Origin of the sequence: Nitrincola tapanii, from assembly GCF_008368715.1 — a bacterium.
GTDB lineage: Bacteria > Pseudomonadota > Gammaproteobacteria > Pseudomonadales > Balneatricaceae > Nitrincola > Nitrincola tapanii.
Genome location: NZ_SMRS01000002.1, coordinates 240211 through 259839, shown reverse-complemented (window position 1 = coordinate 259839; position 19629 = coordinate 240211). Strand labels below are relative to the sequence as shown.

The window sequence follows — 19629 nt, the reverse complement described above, 5'->3', positions numbered from 1 at the left end:
CGTTTACTCCTCAAGCCTGCATCCATTCACGCACATCGACAAAATGCCCGGCAATCGCTGCCGCCGCCGCCATAGCGGGACTGACCAGATGTGTTCGCCCACCAAAACCCTGACGCCCCTCAAAATTACGATTCGACGTCGAGGCACAATGCTCACCAGCCCCCAACTTGTCTGGATTCATTGCCAAACACATAGAGCAGCCTGGTTCACGCCACTCCATACCGGCTTCGATAAAGATCTTATCCAACCCTTCCGCTTCAGCCTGGGCTTTCACCAAACCTGATCCAGGGACCACCAGCGCTTGTTTCAAACTCGCTGCGACCTTCTTACCCTTCACCACGGCCGCCGCCGCACGCAGATCTTCGATACGTGAGTTGGTGCAAGAACCGATAAACACACGATCCAACTGGATGTCCGTAATCTTTTGATTAGGCTGCAAGCCCATGTATTTTAAAGCACGCTCAGTGCCTTCACGCTGCACAGCATCGGACATCACCGCAGGATCAGGTACCAAGGCCGACACAGGAGCCACCATCTCCGGAGACGTGCCCCAGGTCACTTGCGGCAGAATGTCTTCACCCTGAATCACTACCACCTTATCGAATACTGCATCTTCGTCCGATACTAGATCGCGCCAAGCAGCAGCGGCTTTTTCCCACAAAGCGCCCTGCGGGGCATAAGGACGCCCTTTCACATACTCAATGGTTTTTTCATCCGCGGCGACCAGGCCTACACGAGCGCCCGCTTCAATCGCCATGTTACAAATGGTCATACGCCCTTCCATCGAGATGCTACGAATCGCTTCACCGCCAAACTCAATGGCACAGCCCGTTCCACCTGCCGTACCGATCACACCGATGATGTGCAAAATCACATCTTTAGCGGTGACGCCCAAGCCCAACTGACCATCTACACGCACCAGCATGTTCTTCATTTTTTTCGTGATTAAGCACTGAGTGGCCAACACATGTTCCACTTCCGAAGTGCCGATCCCGTGTGCCAGGGCGGCAAAAGCCCCATGTGTTGCGGTATGAGAATCCCCACAAACAACCGTCATACCGGGCAAGGTTGCGCCCTGCTCAGGCCCGACCACATGCACAATCCCCTGGCGTGGATCGTTCATTTTGAATTCGGTAATACCAAAGGTATCGCAGTTTTCGTCCAGTGTTTTCACCTGAATGCGAGACACAGGATCCACAATGGTTTCCACTCCACCAGAACGCTCTGTCGTCGGCACGTTATGATCGGGTGTGGCTAGGTTCGCTTCAATACGCCAAGGACGACGTCCCGCCAGACGCAGCCCCTCAAACGCTTGAGGTGAGGTCACTTCATGTAGAAGATGACGATCGATATAGAGCAGCGCACTGCCATCATCATTGGCACGCACCAAATGGGCATCCCACAATTTGTCGTACAGCGTTTTTCCAGCCATGAGCAACCTCTCTAGCGATTCAAGACCTAGGTGAGCATCCTAAAACAGCGCTTACCAATAGACAAATTCATATTTTTTATCCAAAGCATTCCTAACAGGAATGAATTACACTCAACACACTCAATTTAATCGGAGGAATCGATGGACAGCGCAACACTGCAGGCCTTTGTAACCGTTGCTGACAGCGCTTCCTTTTCCGAAGCCGCCCAGCGCTTATTTCTCACGCAATCCGCTATTAGCAAACGTATTGCCCTGTTGGAGGGCCAGTTAAACTGCCGCTTATTTGATCGTATTGGTCGCCATGTCAGCCTAACCGAAGCCGGACGTCAGCTTCTGCCGAAAGCACGGGATATTTTACTGGCCCTGCAGGATGCCGAACGCCTGGTCAGCAACCTTACAACCGGGGTGAAAGGGCGTTTATCCATTGCCGCGAGCCACCACATCAGCTTGCATCGACTCCCCCCCGTGCTCAAACACTTTAGTCAAACTTTTCCTGAAGTCGAGTTAGATCTAAATTTTGATGAATCCGAGCTCGCTTACGAGCGTGTACTGCGCGGTGAGTTAGAGTTAGCGCTGATCACCTTATCCCCTCATCCAGATCCGCGCATTTGTGCTGAAGTGATCTGGGACGATCGTCTTTGTTATGTTGTCTCGACTCAACACCCTTTAGCCTTTGATTGCGCACCGACGCTGCAGAAGCTAAATCACTATCCCGCGATCCTACCGCGACGCCAAACGTTCACGCATGAATGTGTTCGCCAGCAGCTGCTCGAATACGGTTTGGAACCGCAACTGCGCATGAGCACCAATTATCTCGACACTATTCGCATGATGGTCTCGATTGGCCTGGGTTGGAGCGTATTACCGGAAACCCTGCTGGATGCTAGCCTGGTTCGTCTTGAATTAAATACCGAGCCGCTGTTTCGGCCCTTAGGTTATATCTATCATCGTGACCGCACTCTTTCCAACGCCGCCGGTGAGTTGGTTAAATGCCTGCAAGCCGAACAAAGACTCAGTCCTCAACCTCAGCTCGCGACCTGAGCACGGAGCGACTTCACTCGATGGAAAGGGCTTGATTAAACGAAATGTCCGTCAAATAGCGGATTTCACAAACACCCTTGGCTGTATTAGTATGGATCACCTCTTTTTCTTTTTACCGCCATGCCAACCGGGAGCCGAGTGTGACTGATGATCTGGAAATGATGATCCGCCAGTGGTTGGACATCTGCGCACCGGACATGGATGGAAAAGAACAGCTCGCCCAGTGGATACATCTTCTGCAAGGCCTGACGCCCTACAGCGAGCAATTCAGCGATCCTCACGCCGCACTCCTAGCACGCATGACTCAACAATCGATTGAGTGGAGCCGCTTTGCGCAATCTTTGATGCCTCCAGCCTCACACACCGAACCTCTCTCACAATCACACTACCTAGAGGCTTTTCAAGATTATATGCAACAGCAAACGCGGCTTTGGTTGTTGCAACGCTGGGGGCTACCTGAGCAATTCAGTCAGCTGCTTGAGCAGATCCCACAACAGAATCCTTTGGTTTTTGATAACCCTTTACTGAAAGGACTCAATCAACTTCTGGATGTATCACCGGAAAAGCTAGGGCGGACACAGCATCAGCAGTTCAAAAAAACCTTGACGCTGTTAAACGAACACCAAGCGGCGTTGAATGCCTACTCACAGCATTATCAGGCAATCAACCAAGAGGCACTTAGCTGCTTCCATGCTGGCTTGGAGCAAGAGGATGAGCCCATTACCGAGCTTGAAAGTCTGCATCGACTCTGGACTGAAGCCTATGAGCGCATCTATCAAGAACACCTGCTCAGCAGCGATTATCAGGTGTGTCTAGGCCGCTTACATAACGCTCAACTGCAACTGCGTTTAAACATACAAGAGCAACGCAATCTCTGGCTCAGCCAACAAGGGATTGCCAGCGAAGCGGCGTTAAACCTCGCTTTTCAACAGCTGCATCAGTTACGTAAACAGATGCGTGAAATGCGCCAGGAAATGCAACAGTTAAAACAACAAGTTCACGAGAAATCTAACGCATGAGACGCTTAGATTTACAACCGCAATCCTTGAAAAAAGAACTCAAGCGCTTTAACAGCCGGTTATTACAAAGTTATCAAACTCTGAATAATCTGGGTGATCTCGGCATCGAAGCCACAGTTTACAGTGAGGTTTTTCAGCAGGATAAGCTGCGTTTGCGTTATTACGCGCCGCCAGACATCAATCCTGAGCTGTCTCCTATTCTGATCTGTTATGCGTTGGTCAATCGCCCTTCAATGCTTGATCTGCATCCCGAGCGCTCGCTGATTGCGCAGTTGTTAGCCGCCGGTTTTCGTGTCTATTTAATCGACTGGGGTTATCCAGATGCCAGTGATCGTTATCTGGACCTCGATGATTACATCAACGGCTACCTGCATCAATGTGTACTTTTTAGCTGTGAACATAGCCAAAGCCCAAAGATCACGCTCATGGGCATCTGCCAAGGTGGCACCTTCAGCCTGTGTTACACCGCCTTGCATCCGCAGAAAGTGGAGCGGTTGATCACGCTGGTCACACCCGTGGATTTCAGCACCCCAGATTTCACCCTGAGTCGCTTGGTTAAACATCTGGATATCGATCTGACCGTCAATACCTATGGCAACATTCCTGGCCAACGACTCAATGATCTTTATACCAGTTTGATGCCCATGCGTTTGAGTTTGCAAAAACAGATGGATCTGCCCAGCATCCTCAGCGAGCCCCAAAAAGCGCTCGAGTTTTTGCGCATGGAGCACTGGTTAAATGATTGCCCTGACCAAGCCGGTGAAGCTTTCCGCGAGTTTGCCATCTGGTTTTTTCAAGAGAACCGCTTAATCCAAGGCCAGCTGACATTAGCGGGGCAAAAAGTTGACTTGAAAGCGATTACGCAGCCTTTGCTAAACATTTTTGGCTTGCAAGACCATCTTGTTCCACCCTCTGCATCACGCGCTTTAGCGCAACATACTGCGAGCCAAAACTACCAGGAACTGGCCTTGAGAACAGGACATATCGGTCTATTTGTGAGCAAGCGCAATGGCACCCAGGTTGCGGATGCCATTACGCACTGGTGTTATGCCACCTAAGCCAAAGGCTTTTTCGGGGCAGAAGGACGACGGGGCGTTTTTTTCACGGGTGCCGCAGCTTGACGGCGAGGTTTTGCTTCTACAGCGCTTCTTGACGCCGCCTCAGCAAGCGCTTCAGAAGCGGCTGCGGCCTCCGTTGCTGGGCTAGAGGCCGTCTCAGGCGCGGCATCTGCTTTCGCACTTTCAGATTGTGCTTTTTCAGCCGAGCCGCGTGACATAGGGGAGAAGAGATTCCATACCGCTAAATTCTGATCGGCAATCCGGTTCATCATGGTTAAGGGATTCGCCGCACCAATCATATTTTGCATCTGATCCCGAATACGATCCTGATGTTCTAAGAACGCCGCAATACTCTGCTCTAAATACTGGCTCATCATGCCCTGCATACTATCTCCGTAAAAACGGATCAATTGCTGCAACACCTGATTGGTCAGCAAAGTGCCATGTCCATCCGCTTCCTGCTCACTGATAATCTGCATCAAAATATTGCGGGTTAAATCCTGTCCGGTTTTTGAATCCAATACTTGGAAAGGCTCCGAGCCTAAAACCAGCTGTTTCACATCTTCCAGTGTCACGTAACAACTGCGCGAAGTGTCATACAAACGACGGTTGGTATACTTTCTCAGAATACGCACATCAGACTCCTTAGACGCTATGCTCATCAGGCTACTCTCCCGACTCAGAACGTGAACTCGGACGAGTGTACTGATTCATTAGACCCAACATCATTTTTTGGAAGCCTTCCATAGATCCTAAACTGGTATTCAAAAACGGTTTAAAAAGCGTGATGGGATCATAGCCCTCAACACCCGCATGCATACGCTGGCGTATCTGCTCGATCAATTCATCGTGTAACGAGGAGACATCTGGAAGACCGAGTGTCTGACGTAACTCATCCGGCGTCATTTCTATATCAATTTTGAACTTCATAGTCAGTCTTCGCTCATCAGAAAGCACAGTGTGCAGATGCAGTAAGAATATAACAATTAAGCACTATTTATCCAATGATGGCACTTTTTCTGGATAAATCCATAGATAAGCAAGAAGCAACGCCAGCAAACTGATCAGCGCCGCCACTGCAAACACCCAAAGACTGCCCCAAAGATCCCAAGCCCAACCGGACAACAAGGCGCCAGCAGCCCCGCCTGCGCCAAATCCGGCACTGGAAAAAAGCGCCTGCCCACGCCCTTGAGTGGCCGTGCAAAAATAGCGTTGCACCAGCGCAATCCCCACCGCATGTAAACTACCAAAACTGGCGGCATGTAGAATCTGTGCAAACAGCAGCAGCGGCCAGACCTCTGGCCAGAAGGCAATCAGACTCCAGCGCAGCACCGTTAGCAGCAAACTGGACAACATCAACTGACGTAAATTAAAACGTCGCATCAATCGTGGCATATATATAAACAGAAGAATCTCTGCCACCACGCCTAATGACCAGAGCAAACCTATCAGACTGGCACTCAGCCCCATCTCCTGCAGCAGCACACTAAAAAAGGTGTAATAAGGCCCATGACTAAACTGCACCAGGAAAAATACCAGGAAAAAGATCATCACTTGCGGCTGACTAAGACGTTTTAGAAAATGTCCTTTAGCCAGGCTGGGTGCGGGATGCTTAGTCTGTGCAGGCGCGGGCAGGCTTAGGCTATTCAACCAGATGAGTGCCATTAAGATCAGCAGTATCCAGGGCAATTCACGCAGACCCAGCCAGTCTAACAAGGCGCCTACACCGAGTACCGCCAACACAAAACCGACCGACCCCCAAACACGAATCCGACTGTAGCCCTCTCGCTGTTCACCCAGATGCTGCAGCGTTAGCACTTCACACTGGGGTAACACAGCATTCCAGAAAAAACTAAAGCCCAGCATCACCCAAGCAAAACCCCAGAAACTGTCTTGCCAAAAAATGCCGAGAAAAATCAGCCAGGTCAAACCGGCGCCGTAGCGTATAATCCGTAAGCGTTGGCCACTGACATCCGCCAACCAACCCCAGAGGTTGGGCGCTAAGATTCGAGAAACGTGGATCAGCGCCATCAGAAATCCAATCTCTTCAGCACTAAGCTGAAAGTCTTTGAGATAGAGACTCCAGTAAGGTACCAGAGCCCCTAACAAAGCAAAGTAGAAAAAATAAAAACCAGATAGGCGCAGATAAGGCATAGATAGGGCTTCAAAAGATTAAGCCCTTATTCTAAGCTATTTTCGTTCACAGGGTGTTAGATCACCTGCTGTAAACGAGGTGGCATCTTTGGGAGGGATTGGGCCTCCTGTAACCAATGCAAGGTTTGGGGTGCCGTCTGCTCAGGTGTGAAAAGATGTCCCAATTCTGGCACAGCAAAGCATCGATCACCGCGCATCGGCTGCCAGGCATTATAGGCGTTATGGCTAATGCCCACTTCCCAAGGCTCCGCCACCTGCCAGCCGATGGGCTCTAATTCGATGCGTACCTCAGCACCAATCAAGCTGACGGCACTGATCTGCAGAGGTAGATTCGCACTGGCATCCGGTTGCGCTTGCAGCCGGACTTCATGCGGACGTAAGCAGAGTTGTGCCGATCCATCCGCAACGGATCTCGGCAGGTTCACCCAGGCTTCTCCCTGCTGTAAACGACTGTTATTGACTTCACCTTCCAGTACATTCACATGCCCTAGGAACTCAAAAACAAAACGACTTTCAGGGCGCGCATATAACTGAGGCGGTGAGTCCATCTGCTCGATGCGACCGGCACTCATCACCACAACCTTATCCGACAGTTCCAGCGCTTCTTCCTGATCATGGGTGACAAACACGCTGGTAAAGTGCAGCTCATCATGCAGATTACGTAACCAGCGGCGCAGATCTTTGCGCACCTTCGCATCGAGCGCACCAAAAGGCTCATCCAAAAGTAAAACCTGTGGCTGCATCGCCAAAGCACGCGCCAAGGCAACACGTTGCTTTTGACCACCTGATAGCTGTGCAGGATAACGCTGAGCGAGATGGCCTAACTGCACCATCTCCAACAGATTGGCGACACGCTTACGAATCTCAGCCGCCGGCGGGCGCTCGGCCTTAGGCATCACCTCTAGGCCAAACGCCACATTCTCAGCCACCGTCATATGGCGAAAGAGTGCATAGTGCTGAAAGACAAAACCGACGCGTCGTTCGCGCACATGCACACGCGTAACATCTTCACCATGAAAGAAAATCTGGCCGCTATCGGCTGTTTCTAAACCCGCGATAATGCGCAGCAAAGTGGTTTTACCAGAGCCTGAAGGCCCCAGCAGACCGATTAACTCACCATCTGGAATTTCCAGAGATAAAGGATGCAGCGCCTGGAAACCTCCAAAACGCTTACTGATATTCTCAACCCGAATACTCATGCTTCATCCTCACTTAAGGCTGCACGCTGACGCGCTTGACGCCATTCGACAAACGATTTCACAAACAAGGTTAACAAGGCGATACCCGCCAACAATGAAGCACTGGTGAAAGCGCCCACTGTGTTGTAATCCTGATATAAAAGCTCAACATGTAAAGGCAATGTATTGGTTTCACCCCGGATATTACCGGAGACAACAGATACCGCTCCAAACTCACCCACCGCACGGGCATTGGTCAGCACAACACCGTAGAGTAAAGCCCATTGGATATTCGGGAGTGTCACCCGACGAAATAACTGCCATCCCGATGCCCCTAATGTCACGCCGGCCTCTTCCTCTTCACGACCCTGCTGCTGCATCAACGGAATCAACTCACGTGCTACAAAGGGGCAGGTCACAAACACCGTGACCATCAAAATCCCCGGCCAGGCAAACATCAACTGCACATCCTGATCCATCAAACGGCTACCGATCCAGCCATTGGCACCGTAGAGCAGCAGATAGAGCAAACCCGCGACAACCGGCGATACAGCAAAAGGAATATCGATCAAAGTGATCAACAATTTGCGCCCTGGAAACTCGAAGCGCGTGACTAACCACGCCAAGAAAACACCAAACACCAAATTGATCGGCACCGTGAGCGCGGCCACAAACAGGGTTAAACCGATCGCATGTAAGGTGTAACGATCGGTTAAATTTTGCCAATAACTACTCACCCCACCTGAGAATGCCTGTACAAAAATGGCAATCAACGGCACCAACAGGAGCAGAAAAACCAAGGTCAGCGCCAGCGTGATTAAGCTCCACTTCACCCAGGGCTGATCACCGATACGTAAATGGGATTGTGTTCTCATGGTTTAACGTCCGTGGATACGATGCAGGTAATGCGCCTGCCATATATTGATTGCAAACAGCAGTATCAAAGATGCCAGCAGCACCACCGAAGCAATCGCACTTGCACCGGCGTAGTCAAATTCCTGCAGGCGAATAAAAATCATCAAACTGGTGATTTCACTGATATAAGGCATGTTACCGGCAATAAAGATCACCGCCCCAAACTCACCTAAACTACGCGTAAAAGACAGCGCGATACCGGTTAGTAAACCGGGCCAGAGCGATGGAAAGACTACACGTCGAAAGACCGTGAGATCACTCCCGCCCATGGTAATTCCGGCCTCTTCATCCTCTGCTGCCAGATCTTCCAACACCGGCTGCACTGTACGCACTACAAACGGCAAGCTGGTGAAAGACATCGCTACGATAATCCCCAGCGGGGTGTAAGCTACCTTGATGCCCACTTCGGCCAACAGCGAACCGTACCAACCGTTAGTCGCAAACAGTGCTGAGAGCGTAATCCCTGCCACCGCAGTGGGTAAGGCAAAAGGCAGATCCATCAGGGCATCCACCAAACGCTTACCCGGAAACTCATACCGCACCAGCACCCAAGCCAGCAACAGTCCAACAACCCCATTAAACAAGGATGCGATCAGTGCCGCGTAAACCGTCACTTTATAAGAGGCGACCACACGCGGATCGGTAATCACTGACCAGTATTCTTGCCACGTCATCCCAGCGGTTTGCATCAGCAACCCAGTCACGGGCAAGAGCAACACCAAACTGATGAAGAGGAGTGAGATACCAAGACTGAGCGCAAATCCAGGCAAGACACGCTTGCCTGGATTGAGACTTAGGGACTGGAGTGCCAGTGCCATAGTAAGAAGATCCTTTCCGACCGATTAACGACGCTGTAATTGATCAAGTTTACCGTTGTTGCCGAAATGCACCTCCATCGCATTACTCCAGCTACCGGCAATCTCTTCAATGGTCAACAACTCCAGCTCGGGGAACTGTTCCGCAAACTCAGCCTGAACCACTTCGTTGTGAACACGGTAGCTAAAGCCTGCCAACAAACGCTGGGCTTCTTCAGAATACAGCTCTTCTAAATACGCACGGGCCAGATCCAGGTTACCATTACGCTGTGCATGACGCTCAACCACGGCCACAGGAAACTCAGCCAAGAAGCTCACTTTAGGCACCACCACTTCAAAACCCTGATCAGGGTATTCGGCGATGATATTGTTCACTTCCGATTCGAAGGTGATCAGCACATCACCAATACCACGCTCAACAAAAGTCGTGGTCGCACCACGGCCACCGGTATCAAACACTGCAACACGTGACAGGAAGGTTTTCACGAACTCATCGATCTGCGCCTCATCCCCTGCAAAGGCTTTTTGCGCATAACCGTAAGCTGCTAGATAGGTGTAACGACCATTACCCGAAGTTTTAGGGTTAGGGAAAACACTGCTGACCTCTGCACGCGCTAGGTCATCCCAGTTCTGAATGCCTTTGGGATTGCCCTTGCGTACCAGGTACGCCATGGTTGAGTAATAAGGAGAGCTGGCATTAGGAAGCTGCTCACGCCAATCTTCGGGTAATAAACGGCCACGCTCATGCAGAATGTCGACATCGGTTACCTGGTTAAAGGTCACCACATCGGCACGCAGGCCTTCAATAATCGCTTGAGCCTGGCGTGAAGAGCCTCCATGCGACTGGCGCACTTCCACATTTTTGCCGGTTTTTTCTTTCCAAACGGCGGCAAAGTGTTCGTTGTAGCTGGCAAACAACTCACGAGAAATATCGTAAGATGAGTTCAGCAAGCGCTGATCGGCTGCCCAAGCGGGCACAGCGCTCAAACCCAGAGCCAAGGCCAGGGCAATTGACTTAGCATTTTTTACCAGCTTCATATCTCTCTCCGTATATTCTCTAAAAGAATCAATGCGCTTTTCTATGGATGCAGAGATTATATTAGCCCAATAGTTATAACAATAATTTTATCTATAATATTTTGATATAAGAGACATACGCTTGTATCTATTGCACAGGCGTGAGGCGTGAAAAAACCTTCGCCCGAATTGAGTCAACAACCCGGGCGAAGACTAAAAGTCAGAGGAGATGATTAGAGAAGAGGTGGGCAAGGCGGCACGACGTCCGCATTCTGGCCACGGTGGCGCAAAAGATGGTCGAGTAGCGTGATCGCCATCATCGCTTCCGCGATAGGGGTCGCACGAATCCCCACACAGGGGTCATGACGCCCTTTGGTGATAACTTCAACCGCTTCTCCCTGTTGATTAATGCTCCGTCCCGGCAAACGCATACTGGAGGTGGGCTTGAGCGCGATATGCGCAATGATCTCTTGCCCGGTTGAAATGCCGCCGAGAATGCCACCTGCGTGATTCGACAAAAAGCCATCGGGGGTCATCTCATCACGGTGTTCAGTCCCCTTTTGGCTGACCACTGCAAATCCATCACCGATCTCAACCCCTTTCACGGCATTGATACTCATCAAAGCATGCGCCAACTCAGCGTCTAAACGATCAAAAATAGGCTCACCCAAACCGACCGGAACCCCAGAGGCCACCACACTGATTTTGGCCCCCACTGAATTACCCTCTTTACGCAGAGCATCCATATATTCGGCCATCTGCTCAGCAGCCTGTTTATCCGGAGAGAAGAAAGGATTCTGATCCACTTCTGCCCAATCAAAACGATCTGGATCAATTGCGATCGGGCCCAACTGTGACAGGTAACCTCGAATCTCTATCCCGCGAGCGGCCAGCACTTTTTTAGCAATGGCTCCGGCGGCCACACGCATCGCCGTTTCACGCGCCGAGGAGCGACCACCTCCACGATAATCTCGAAAACCATATTTTTGGTCATACACATAATCAGCATGTGCGGGGCGGTAGGTGTACTGGATTTCTGAATAATCCTTGGAACGTTGATCGGTATTTTCAATCAATAACCCAATCGAAGTGCCGGTGGTACGTCCTTCAAACACACCCGATAAAATTTTGACCTCATCCGCTTCACGACGTTGTGTCGTATGACGTGAAGTGCCGGGCTTACGGCGATCCAGATCATGCTGCAGGTCGGCTTCACTCAAGGGAATCCCTGGAGGACAGCCATCGATTATGGCACCAAGAGCCGGACCATGACTCTCACCAAAGGTGGTCAGTGTAAAGAGTTTACCGATGCTGTTGCCGGACATGTTTAAATCCTATCACTGTGCCTAAGGCTTCTGCGCAAAGGCAAAAGAAGGCTTGGCATGAATGAAAAAGCTATCTGAGATGCCAGTTGAATCTGTTATCCTCTCAGGTCGCGCCAATCTTAATGAATTCAAGCTTTAAAGGCTATGTCAGAGACAATCGAAATCCCCGACAACGATGATGAACTGGATTTTGCCGAGTTGATGCAAGGGGTCAAACCTATGCACTCTTCACGGGCTAATCTGCAAAAACCCAAACCCAAAGACCCTTCTCTGAACTACCGACGCATGATGGCGATGCGTGAAGAGGAGCGCACGATTGATGGGCTCTCTTCTGATGTGGCTGAACTGGTCGAATCCGAAGAGGAACTGATTTTTGCCACACCCGGCATCCAAATCAGCCTGCTCAAACGTTTACGTCAGGGCCACCTCCCTTGGGAGCAAGGTCTCGATTTGCACGGTTTTACGGTGGACCAGGCTCGCGATGAACTCAGTCGTTTTATCCGTGAAGCGCTGCGTCAGAACATCCGCAGTGTATTGGTCGTGCATGGTAAAGCCTTTAGCCAAGCCGGACAGAGCGCGATTCTCAAATCCTATGTCAACGACTGGCTCAAACAGATGCCCGGGGTGCTGGCTTTTACCTCTGCCCTAGCCCGTGATGGCGGTACCGGAGCACTCTATGTACTCCTCAAGCGCCAAGATCGAACCCAAAGCGCGCGTCAACAGCGCTAGGTTGTGCATTGGCTCGGCTCCACTCCCTTAGAACAGAGGTGAGCCGAGCGAGAGGATTTTAAGGCAAGCGAATCAGCGTCAACGCCCAAGCTTGGCCCGCCAATACCTCGGGCACGAGTGCGGCGACTGAATAGACCTCAATCTGCGTAAAGCCTGCATCCTGTAAACGCGCTTGCAAAGCTAACGCCGCCTCCTCGGCCAACAACAACTCAGGATCTGATCCTTGCGCCGCGCGGTGCAGCACCAAACGATAGTTGGCAGTGGAACTTTGCAGCCAGTCTTGCAGCAAAGGCTCAAGTTCATTTTCAAGCGAAGCCGCACGCAGAGAGACATATCCCCGCTGCTCCAGGCGTTCCTGCCAGCTTAACTCGGACACTTGCACCTCAACTTCAGGGCTCAGCGTCTGCAAATAATCCAGGTGCAAATACACCCGACCATTCCCGCGACGCACCGCATAAAGCGCAAAATAATCCGAACCTAATTTCGCCGCCAAATAAAATTGCGAGCTATCCACTCCCAAAAGGTTGGCATAACCAAACACTTGATTCGCCCAAAGGTTACTGGCGCCGCATTGGCGTGATGCACATTCAAATAAAATCTCTGCAGAGGCCTGCTGCAACTGTTGTTTAAAATGTTCAAAGCCCTGCTCTGGACCGTGACCACTGGCCAACTCCCAGGTTGAACGTAGCAACTGACCACTTAAACGTCGCTCATTTTGCGTGCGAAGGAGGCCCTGAATCCGCGTAATCTGGCTGAGTGCCAGCAAATAATCCGGAGTTGGTTGGCGTGTTTGATTTTCTAGAGTCGATAGCGGAAAGGGATGGAGCCAGGGTGGCAAAGTGGTCGCGCTCAGTGCGCCGTGCGACCAGAAAAGCCCACAGAGGCCAACCAGGATCATCAGTTTCTTGTGCAGATGCATAACCACTCCCTACACCCCATGCCCACACAGCAGACTGAGGTGACTCTAAAAATGAATTCCGCGCTGCAAGCAGGCGGCGATGACTTCTGCTCCTTGGACCTCAAGATGGACATGATGTCCCCCTGGCAGATGCACAACTTCAAGATGCTTTACGTAATCTCGATAACCTTGGGTTAGTGTTTCAGCAATTCCCGCCTGTGGCATAAATAAAGTGATCGGACACTGAACCGCTTGCAGAAAACCACGCACCTGCGCCTCTGATAACCTTAGCACAGAGGTTAGACGTAGAGCAGGATCGGTATGCCAAACCCAACGTCCCTGGCGCTGACTTAAGGAGCGCGCCAACAAGGCTTCCGCAGCCTCCTGATCCACGCCAAAACGACTCTGCATACGAGCCTGCAAAGCATCTTCATAACGCCCATAACCTAGCGAGGTGCGACCTTCCAGCAATGTGCGCTTTTCGATCGCTTCACGCATCCGTAAGGGCAGATCCTCCTCAAGATAAGTCACCGGCACCATACCATCGATCAGCCAAAGGCTTTTGACTCTTTCGGGATACACTGCAGCATAGAGTGTCGCCACAGCAGCGCCCATAGAATGCGCCACTAAATGAGAAGCGCCCCATCCTTGCTGAGTCTGCAACTCAGCCAAATCTGCAAGATTATCCCAGAGATAATAAGGCACGCCGCGAGGACGATGATCACTGAAACCATGTCCTGCCAAATCCGGTGCCAACCAGTAGAAATCTGGACAGAGAGGCGCTAAACGACTGAACGAGGCGGCATTATCCAACCAACCATGTAAAGCGAGAATCGGCTCTTGCGTGGGAGTTCCCCATGACAAACCCTGCAACTCCAGGGCTTTCAAAGACGCTGAAAAGGGCTGCGCCTGGGCAAGTAGCTTAGACATCTGGCTGTGAACCCTGTAACGACTCTCGCGGCAAAACAAACTCTACATCACTGCCTTGAACATTTAACATCATGCTACGCGCCACTTCCTTGACCGGTGCCGCATTAAATACCACTTCGTAGAGACCACACACTAAGGGCATATAAATACCCAAAAGTTGAGCCTGGTCGCGCACTTGATGCAGAGTATTCACGCCTTCGGCTACTTCACCCAAAACCGAAACCGCCTCTTCCAGGGTTTTACCCTCACCCAAGGCATACCCCACACGATAATTGCGACTTAAGGGCGACATGCAGGTCACAATTAAATCACCGACCCCGGCCAATCCCAAAAAGGTGAGCGGATTAGCGCCCATCGACACAGCAAAACGGCTCATTTCAGCCAGACTCCGTGTCATCAACATACTTTTTGTATTTTCTCCCATGCCTAACGCCGCGCTCATGCCGGCGGCAATGGCATAGATGTTTTTCAGCGTACCGCCCAACTCCACCCCATAAGGGTCGCTGCTGGCATAAACACGAAAGTAAGCTGAATGCAAAAGGCCCTGAATACGCGCACGCAATGGAGTATCGCGACTCGCGATCACCGTCGCCGTTAACTGTCGACGTGCGATCTCTTTAGCTAAATTGGGGCCGCTCAGCACCCCAACGGCCATGCCGGGCAGCTCTTCTGCCAAGACCTGGCTCATCAGACAAAAGCGATCTTTTTCAATCCCTTTGGTAGTGCTCACCAGCAGCTGATCGGGTGTCAGAAATGGCTTGGCTTGACGCACCACTTCACGAAACGCGCCGCTGGGGATGGAAATAAACACGACACTCGCGCCCTGCAACACATAGGCGAGATCAGAAGACACGTCCAATGCCGGTGCCAAAGGATAATCCGGGACATAACGTGGATTCTGGCGCGAACGTTGAATTTCTGCCGCTCGCTCAACATCTCTGACCCAGAGACGCACGGGAATCCCTTTTTCTGCGATCATATTGGCGATTACGGTTCCAAAACTGCCGCCGCCGAGCACGGCAATTGGTTGCTCCTGGCTCACTTGTCACTCCTACAGGGGTTAGGGTCGATCAGAGGGATCTTGGTCGAGGCTATCGAGTAAACGGTCAACGCCATAAAAGACTAGACGTACGACAACAAAAGCGACCGCCGATAAGGCCAAAAACACACCTAGCTGCAGCAGATCTTGAGTGTGTTGATAACCTGCAATACCTGCCGCCGCAAAAAAGGCACTGAGAACCAGTGCCAGAATCAAACTGATCTTATGTGTTTTATGTCGATCTTGAGACTTAGACATACTCAAAGTGTCTTAGGTTGTTCCAGATTGTCGGGCTCAGTTGCGGCCGTCTCGTCAACGGCGGGCTCTTCTACCGAATGCACTTGGTGAGAAGATTCGTCGTTAGGCTGTTCTTGACTAGAGGGCACTTCATTAGAAGGCTTTTCATCAGAGAGTCCGTCGTCAGAAAGTCCGTCATTGGAGACTTCTTGCATCGGCAGCGAATCATCTATGTCTACCGCAGGAGGTTCAGCCGCACGCTGAATATCGCGCAGCAGTTCAGGATCAGGATGTGTGCACTCCAGCTTAACGCCGGTTCCTGCTTCAATCTCAGGAATCATGAAAGAATCATTCTCACAAGCGAAGCAAACCGAGGTGCCTGATGCACCGGCACGACCGGTACGTCCTATGCGGTGGACATAATCATCTGGATCTTCTGGTAGCTGATAGTTGACTACATGGGTAACACCATCAATGTGAATCCCTCGCCCCGCCACATCGGTCGCCACTAAAACCTGAATTTTGCCACTGCGAAAATCATCCAAGGTTTTTACACGCTTATTCTGTGGAATCTCACCCGACATCAACGCCGCACGTATTCCCTCTTTCTGTAAACGCTCAGCCAAGGAGCGTGCTTCGTGGCGTCGGTTACAGAAAACGATGGAGCGGTCGACCCCATTCATGCTCAGGTAGTTGCGTAGGAGTTTGTACTTGTCTTTAGCTTCCACCAAAAACACAGTCTGTGCGACATTGTCCGTCACCTGCGAGGTCGATTCGATTTCAACCTGCACCGGGTCGATGGTCCACTGCCGTGCAAGCTGCATGATGTCATCGGAGAAGGTGGCACTGTAAAGAAGGGTTTGACGCTCAGGCCCCTTACGTGGGGTATGACGAATAATTGTTCGTACATCCGGAATAAAGCCCATGCTCAACATGCGATCGGCCTCATCCAGAACCAAGACCTCAACATGATAGAGATCCACATCTTTAGAGCGTACAAAATCGATCAACCGCCCAGGTGTCGCGACCAGGATATCGACCGGCCCACGGGCCAAATCTTTGCGCTGTTTATCGAAGTCCATGCCACCCACTAAGGAGACGACTTTCAGGTCAGTATATTTGACTAAACCTTCCGCGTCCGCCGCAATCTGTAGCGCCAGCTCACGTGTGGGGGCAATAATCAAGGCACGTGGTTCAGCCAATTTCCGTGTACCGGACAGAGGAAAATCCAGCAGATCGGTAATAATACCCATCAAAAAAGAAGCGGTTTTGCCCGTGCCGGTTTGGGCTTTAGCAATCAGATCCTTACCTTCCAAAGCCAGCTCAATCGTGGCCGCTTGAATCGGCGTGCAGTACTCAAAGCCTAAATCCGCTATTGCGTGCAGCAAAACATCCGGCAGATTGAAGTCCAGGAAGCGTTTTTTGTCCGCAACGGCTTCCACATTGATTTCTAAAGGTGTCCAAGGGCGGGATGAAGGGCGACGCGAATCGCGACGACGACGCGGACGTGCACGGCCTTTATCTTCTTTTTCATGCGCCGTTTCGGAAGTGGGAGCCTTCTGCATCATTTCATCTGTTTTCAAAATAGGGACCTTATTTCAGTCGGTAAAGAATTAGTATAACGCCTGGAAAGGCGGCAAAGCATTTAATAACTGGCGTCCATATCGACGTGTTAACAAGCGTCGATCAAGAATCACCACTCGGCCACGATCTTGCTCCGTACGCAGCAAGCGCCCCACGGCTTGAGTTAAACGCACAGAAGCGGCAGGAATGGTCCATTCGATAAAGGGATTTCCCCCACGCGCCTCAATCCACTCTGCCATCGTGGCATCCACCGGATCATCCGGCACACTGAAGGGCAATTTGGTGATCACCACCTCAGTTAAATAGCGGCCTGGCAAATCCACCCCTTCAGCAAAAGAAGCTAAACCAAAAATAATACTGGCCAGGCCTTCATCAATACGTTGGCGATGCTGCTGTAAAATCTCCATTTTACTCAACGCACCTTGTGCCAGAATTCTATTCTTAACACTTTCATCGAGCTGATCAAGCACTCTCAACATCTGTCGCCAGGAACTGAACAACACTAAAGCTGCGGGCATCTGTGGCAGATGCGTTTGTAAATAACTTGCCACCTCATCCGTGTGCGCATCCGGCTGACTTGGCTCAGTCTGCATACTAGGAATTTCCAAGCTAGCAGCTGTTTGATAATCAAATGGACTCTGTAACTGCAGAAAACGGCTCTCTATGGGTAACCCCAAACTGACTGATAAACGGGTAAACTGCCCCAAAGCCGTTAGGGTGGCAGAGGTAATCAAAGCGCCAAAACAGACAGACCAAAGGTGCTCACGAAACGTCTGAGCAACCGACACCGGGCTGCTGCAGCACTCATAGTCGGGTAGCGCTGCGTTGGCTTCATGCTGCAATACCCAACGTGCCGTGGGGCTGACGTTCTCTGCATCGATACGTGCGTAACTTTCTGCCAACCAATTCATCTGCTGAATACGGCTCCAGTAAACGCCTAACTGGGGGTAAAAAGCTTCAGCATGGACGCGCGGAATCTCGGCTTGTTGCCCTTCCATCGCCTCTTTTAACAGGCCTGTCAGCTGCTCAAGTAGGTTTTCCATACGACTGGCCAGAGCACGCACTTCATTCGCCAAGGGTAACCAGTTCTCAGGCTGACGCCCTTTAATAAAACGATGGCGTGGTATCCGCCCAGTTTCCTCTTCGAAGCTGAGCAGATGCACCTGCTCTGACCATTGCTCCAAGGCTAGAATTAAATCACTCGTGGGTAATTGTAACTGCTCCACCAGCGTAGCAAGTTGGCTGGAGGAGAAACTATCGGCAAACTGGCGCAGTTTTTTCTCCATACTCGCCAGCATTTTGATACTGGAACCTAAACGCAAAGAGTAAGAAAAGTGCGCGGCTGCTTTATCGGCAAGATGATGGCCCTCATCAAAAATATACAGCGTCTTCGCAGGCTCTGGCAGGATCGCGCCACCGCCAAGCGATAGATCTGCAAGCACCAGATCATGATTCGCGACGATCAGATCGGCCTCTTCAGCCTGTTCCCTTGCCCGGTAAAACGGACACACACTGTAATTCAAGCAGCGCCGATTACTGCATTGCATGTGATCACTGGTGAGTGGCTTCCAATCTTCATCACTGACAACCCCCTGTAATCGATCACGATCGCCATCCCAACGGCCACTGGCATAGCTTTCCATCCAATCACGATAGCGTTCCAGGGTGGTTTCATCTAAGCGTTCTGCCAGTTCATCTTCATAGAGCGCCATCTGCCCAAAAGCCTGCTGCTGCTCAAGCAGTTGCTCCACTTTGCTTAAACACAAATAACGCCCGCGCCCTTTCGCCAGAGTGTAACGGATCGGCCATTCGGTATGCTGCATCAGCTCAGGTAGATCTTTATTGATGAGCTGCTCCTGCAAAGCCACCGTAGCGGTCGACACCAGAAGCGTTAAGCCACGTGCACGGGCGATCGGTAAAGCGGCCAAAAGATAGGCGATGGTTTTGCCTGTTCCGGTACCGGCCTCAATCGCCGCGATATGCGTCTCACCCAAGCGTTTACCCTGTTCATCAAACTTGATACCTCCGAGGGTGCGCGCCACTTCCGCAATCATTTGCTTCTGCGCCGAACGCGCTTTTAAGCCTCGCCGCGTCAAGAACTGGCTATAAGCAGATTGGATTTCTTGTTTCAGACGGTCTTCGAGCAAACTCTTTTCCTCTATTGGGGCGCGACTATCCTAGCAAAATCAGAGGCAAGCCAACACAAAATACTTGACGCCACAGATAGACTGTACAAAAATTCAGTAGCTGGATACAAA

At 51.2% G+C, this 19629-nt stretch carries 19 protein-coding genes; 4 read left to right on the top strand and 15 right to left on the bottom strand.

Annotated features, from left to right (window positions below):
* Positions 1-10 precede the first annotated feature (10 nt).
* Complete coding sequence (gene leuC / locus E1H14_RS03965) at positions 11-1432, bottom strand: 3-isopropylmalate dehydratase large subunit (protein WP_149390153.1); 1422 nt, start codon at positions 1430-1432, stop codon at positions 11-13.
* A gap of 141 nt (positions 1433-1573) precedes the next feature.
* On the opposite strand from leuC, the gene E1H14_RS03960 reads away from it, so the two are divergent.
* The 3 genes from E1H14_RS03960 to phaC all read left to right on the top strand — a co-directional run bounded on the left by E1H14_RS03960 (position 1574) and on the right by phaC (position 4550).
* Entirely contained in the window at positions 1574-2473 is a 900-nt protein-coding gene (locus E1H14_RS03960; RefSeq protein ID WP_149390152.1) for a LysR family transcriptional regulator, read from the top strand.
* A 140-nt stretch (positions 2474-2613) separates the two neighbouring features.
* Positions 2614-3492 carry a poly(R)-hydroxyalkanoic acid synthase subunit PhaE gene (locus tag E1H14_RS03955; RefSeq protein WP_149390151.1) on the top strand — a complete coding sequence of 293 codons (879 nt, stop codon included), beginning with the start codon at positions 2614-2616 and terminating at the stop codon, positions 3490-3492.
* Positions 3489-4550 (top strand): class III poly(R)-hydroxyalkanoic acid synthase subunit PhaC, encoded by a 1062-nt coding sequence (phaC, locus tag E1H14_RS03950; RefSeq protein ID WP_149390150.1) that lies wholly within the window; start codon positions 3489-3491, stop codon positions 4548-4550. Before E1H14_RS03955 ends, phaC begins: the two co-directional genes overlap by 4 nt.
* On the opposite strand, the gene phaR is transcribed toward phaC, so the two are convergent.
* From phaR to aroC, 8 genes are all read right to left on the bottom strand, one after another.
* Positions 4547-5212, bottom strand: a complete 666-nt coding sequence (phaR, locus tag E1H14_RS03945; RefSeq protein ID WP_235017378.1) for a polyhydroxyalkanoate synthesis repressor PhaR — start codon at positions 5210-5212, stop codon at positions 4547-4549. The two genes, phaC and phaR, sit on opposite strands and share 4 nt — an antisense overlap.
* Before the next feature lie 4 nt (positions 5213-5216).
* A complete protein-coding gene (locus E1H14_RS03940) occupies positions 5217-5480 on the bottom strand; it encodes a DUF6489 family protein (protein ID WP_149390149.1) in 264 nt (87 codons plus the stop codon).
* A gap of 63 nt (positions 5481-5543) precedes the next feature.
* On the bottom strand, positions 5544-6704 hold the full coding sequence (locus tag E1H14_RS03935; RefSeq protein WP_149390148.1) for an MFS transporter: 1161 nt from the start codon (positions 6702-6704) through the stop codon (positions 5544-5546).
* 56 nt (positions 6705-6760) lie between these two features.
* Entirely contained in the window at positions 6761-7903 is a 1143-nt protein-coding gene (locus E1H14_RS03930; protein WP_149390147.1) for a sulfate/molybdate ABC transporter ATP-binding protein, read from the bottom strand.
* Positions 7900-8757, bottom strand: a complete 858-nt coding sequence (gene cysW / locus E1H14_RS03925; protein ID WP_149390146.1) for a sulfate/thiosulfate ABC transporter permease CysW — start codon at positions 8755-8757, stop codon at positions 7900-7902. Before cysW ends, E1H14_RS03930 begins: the two co-directional genes overlap by 4 nt.
* Positions 8758-8760: 3 nt before the next feature.
* A complete protein-coding gene (gene cysT, locus E1H14_RS03920) occupies positions 8761-9615 on the bottom strand; it encodes a sulfate/thiosulfate ABC transporter permease CysT (RefSeq protein ID WP_149390145.1) in 855 nt (284 codons plus the stop codon).
* Positions 9616-9639: 24 nt separating this feature from the next.
* The gene (cysP, locus tag E1H14_RS03915; RefSeq protein WP_149390144.1) at positions 9640-10650 is read right to left on the bottom strand and encodes a thiosulfate ABC transporter substrate-binding protein CysP; all 1011 of its coding nucleotides are present in this window, start codon (positions 10648-10650) and stop codon (positions 9640-9642) included.
* A gap of 212 nt (positions 10651-10862) precedes the next feature.
* Positions 10863-11954, bottom strand: a complete 1092-nt coding sequence (gene aroC, locus E1H14_RS03910; protein ID WP_149390143.1) for a chorismate synthase — start codon at positions 11952-11954, stop codon at positions 10863-10865.
* A gap of 144 nt (positions 11955-12098) precedes the next feature.
* On the opposite strand from aroC, the gene E1H14_RS03905 reads away from it, so the two are divergent.
* Positions 12099-12683 carry a Smr/MutS family protein gene (locus tag E1H14_RS03905; protein WP_149390142.1) on the top strand — a complete coding sequence of 195 codons (585 nt, stop codon included), beginning with the start codon at positions 12099-12101 and terminating at the stop codon, positions 12681-12683.
* Between the two features lie 58 nt (positions 12684-12741).
* Here E1H14_RS03905 and E1H14_RS03900 read toward each other — a convergent pair whose 3' ends face one another.
* Genes E1H14_RS03900 through dinG form a run of 6 tightly spaced genes read right to left on the bottom strand, consistent with a single transcriptional unit; the run spans position 12742 to position 19518 of the window.
* On the bottom strand, positions 12742-13602 hold the full coding sequence (locus E1H14_RS03900; RefSeq protein WP_149390141.1) for a DUF4892 domain-containing protein: 861 nt from the start codon (positions 13600-13602) through the stop codon (positions 12742-12744).
* A gap of 45 nt (positions 13603-13647) precedes the next feature.
* On the bottom strand, positions 13648-14511 hold the full coding sequence (locus tag E1H14_RS03895) for an alpha/beta hydrolase (RefSeq protein ID WP_149390140.1): 864 nt from the start codon (positions 14509-14511) through the stop codon (positions 13648-13650).
* Positions 14504-15553, bottom strand: a complete 1050-nt coding sequence (locus E1H14_RS03890) for an NAD(P)H-dependent glycerol-3-phosphate dehydrogenase (protein WP_149390139.1) — start codon at positions 15551-15553, stop codon at positions 14504-14506. The genes E1H14_RS03895 and E1H14_RS03890 overlap by 8 nt, the downstream gene beginning before the upstream one ends.
* An 18-nt stretch (positions 15554-15571) precedes the next feature.
* Positions 15572-15808, bottom strand: a complete 237-nt coding sequence (locus tag E1H14_RS03885) for a hypothetical protein (RefSeq protein WP_149390138.1) — start codon at positions 15806-15808, stop codon at positions 15572-15574.
* 2 nt (positions 15809-15810) lie between these two features.
* The gene (rhlB, locus tag E1H14_RS03880) at positions 15811-17355 is read right to left on the bottom strand and encodes an ATP-dependent RNA helicase RhlB (RefSeq protein ID WP_149390251.1); all 1545 of its coding nucleotides are present in this window, start codon (positions 17353-17355) and stop codon (positions 15811-15813) included.
* Between the two features lie 45 nt (positions 17356-17400).
* Positions 17401-19518, bottom strand: a complete 2118-nt coding sequence (gene dinG, locus E1H14_RS03875) for an ATP-dependent DNA helicase DinG (protein ID WP_149390137.1) — start codon at positions 19516-19518, stop codon at positions 17401-17403.
* Positions 19519-19629 lie beyond the last annotated feature (111 nt).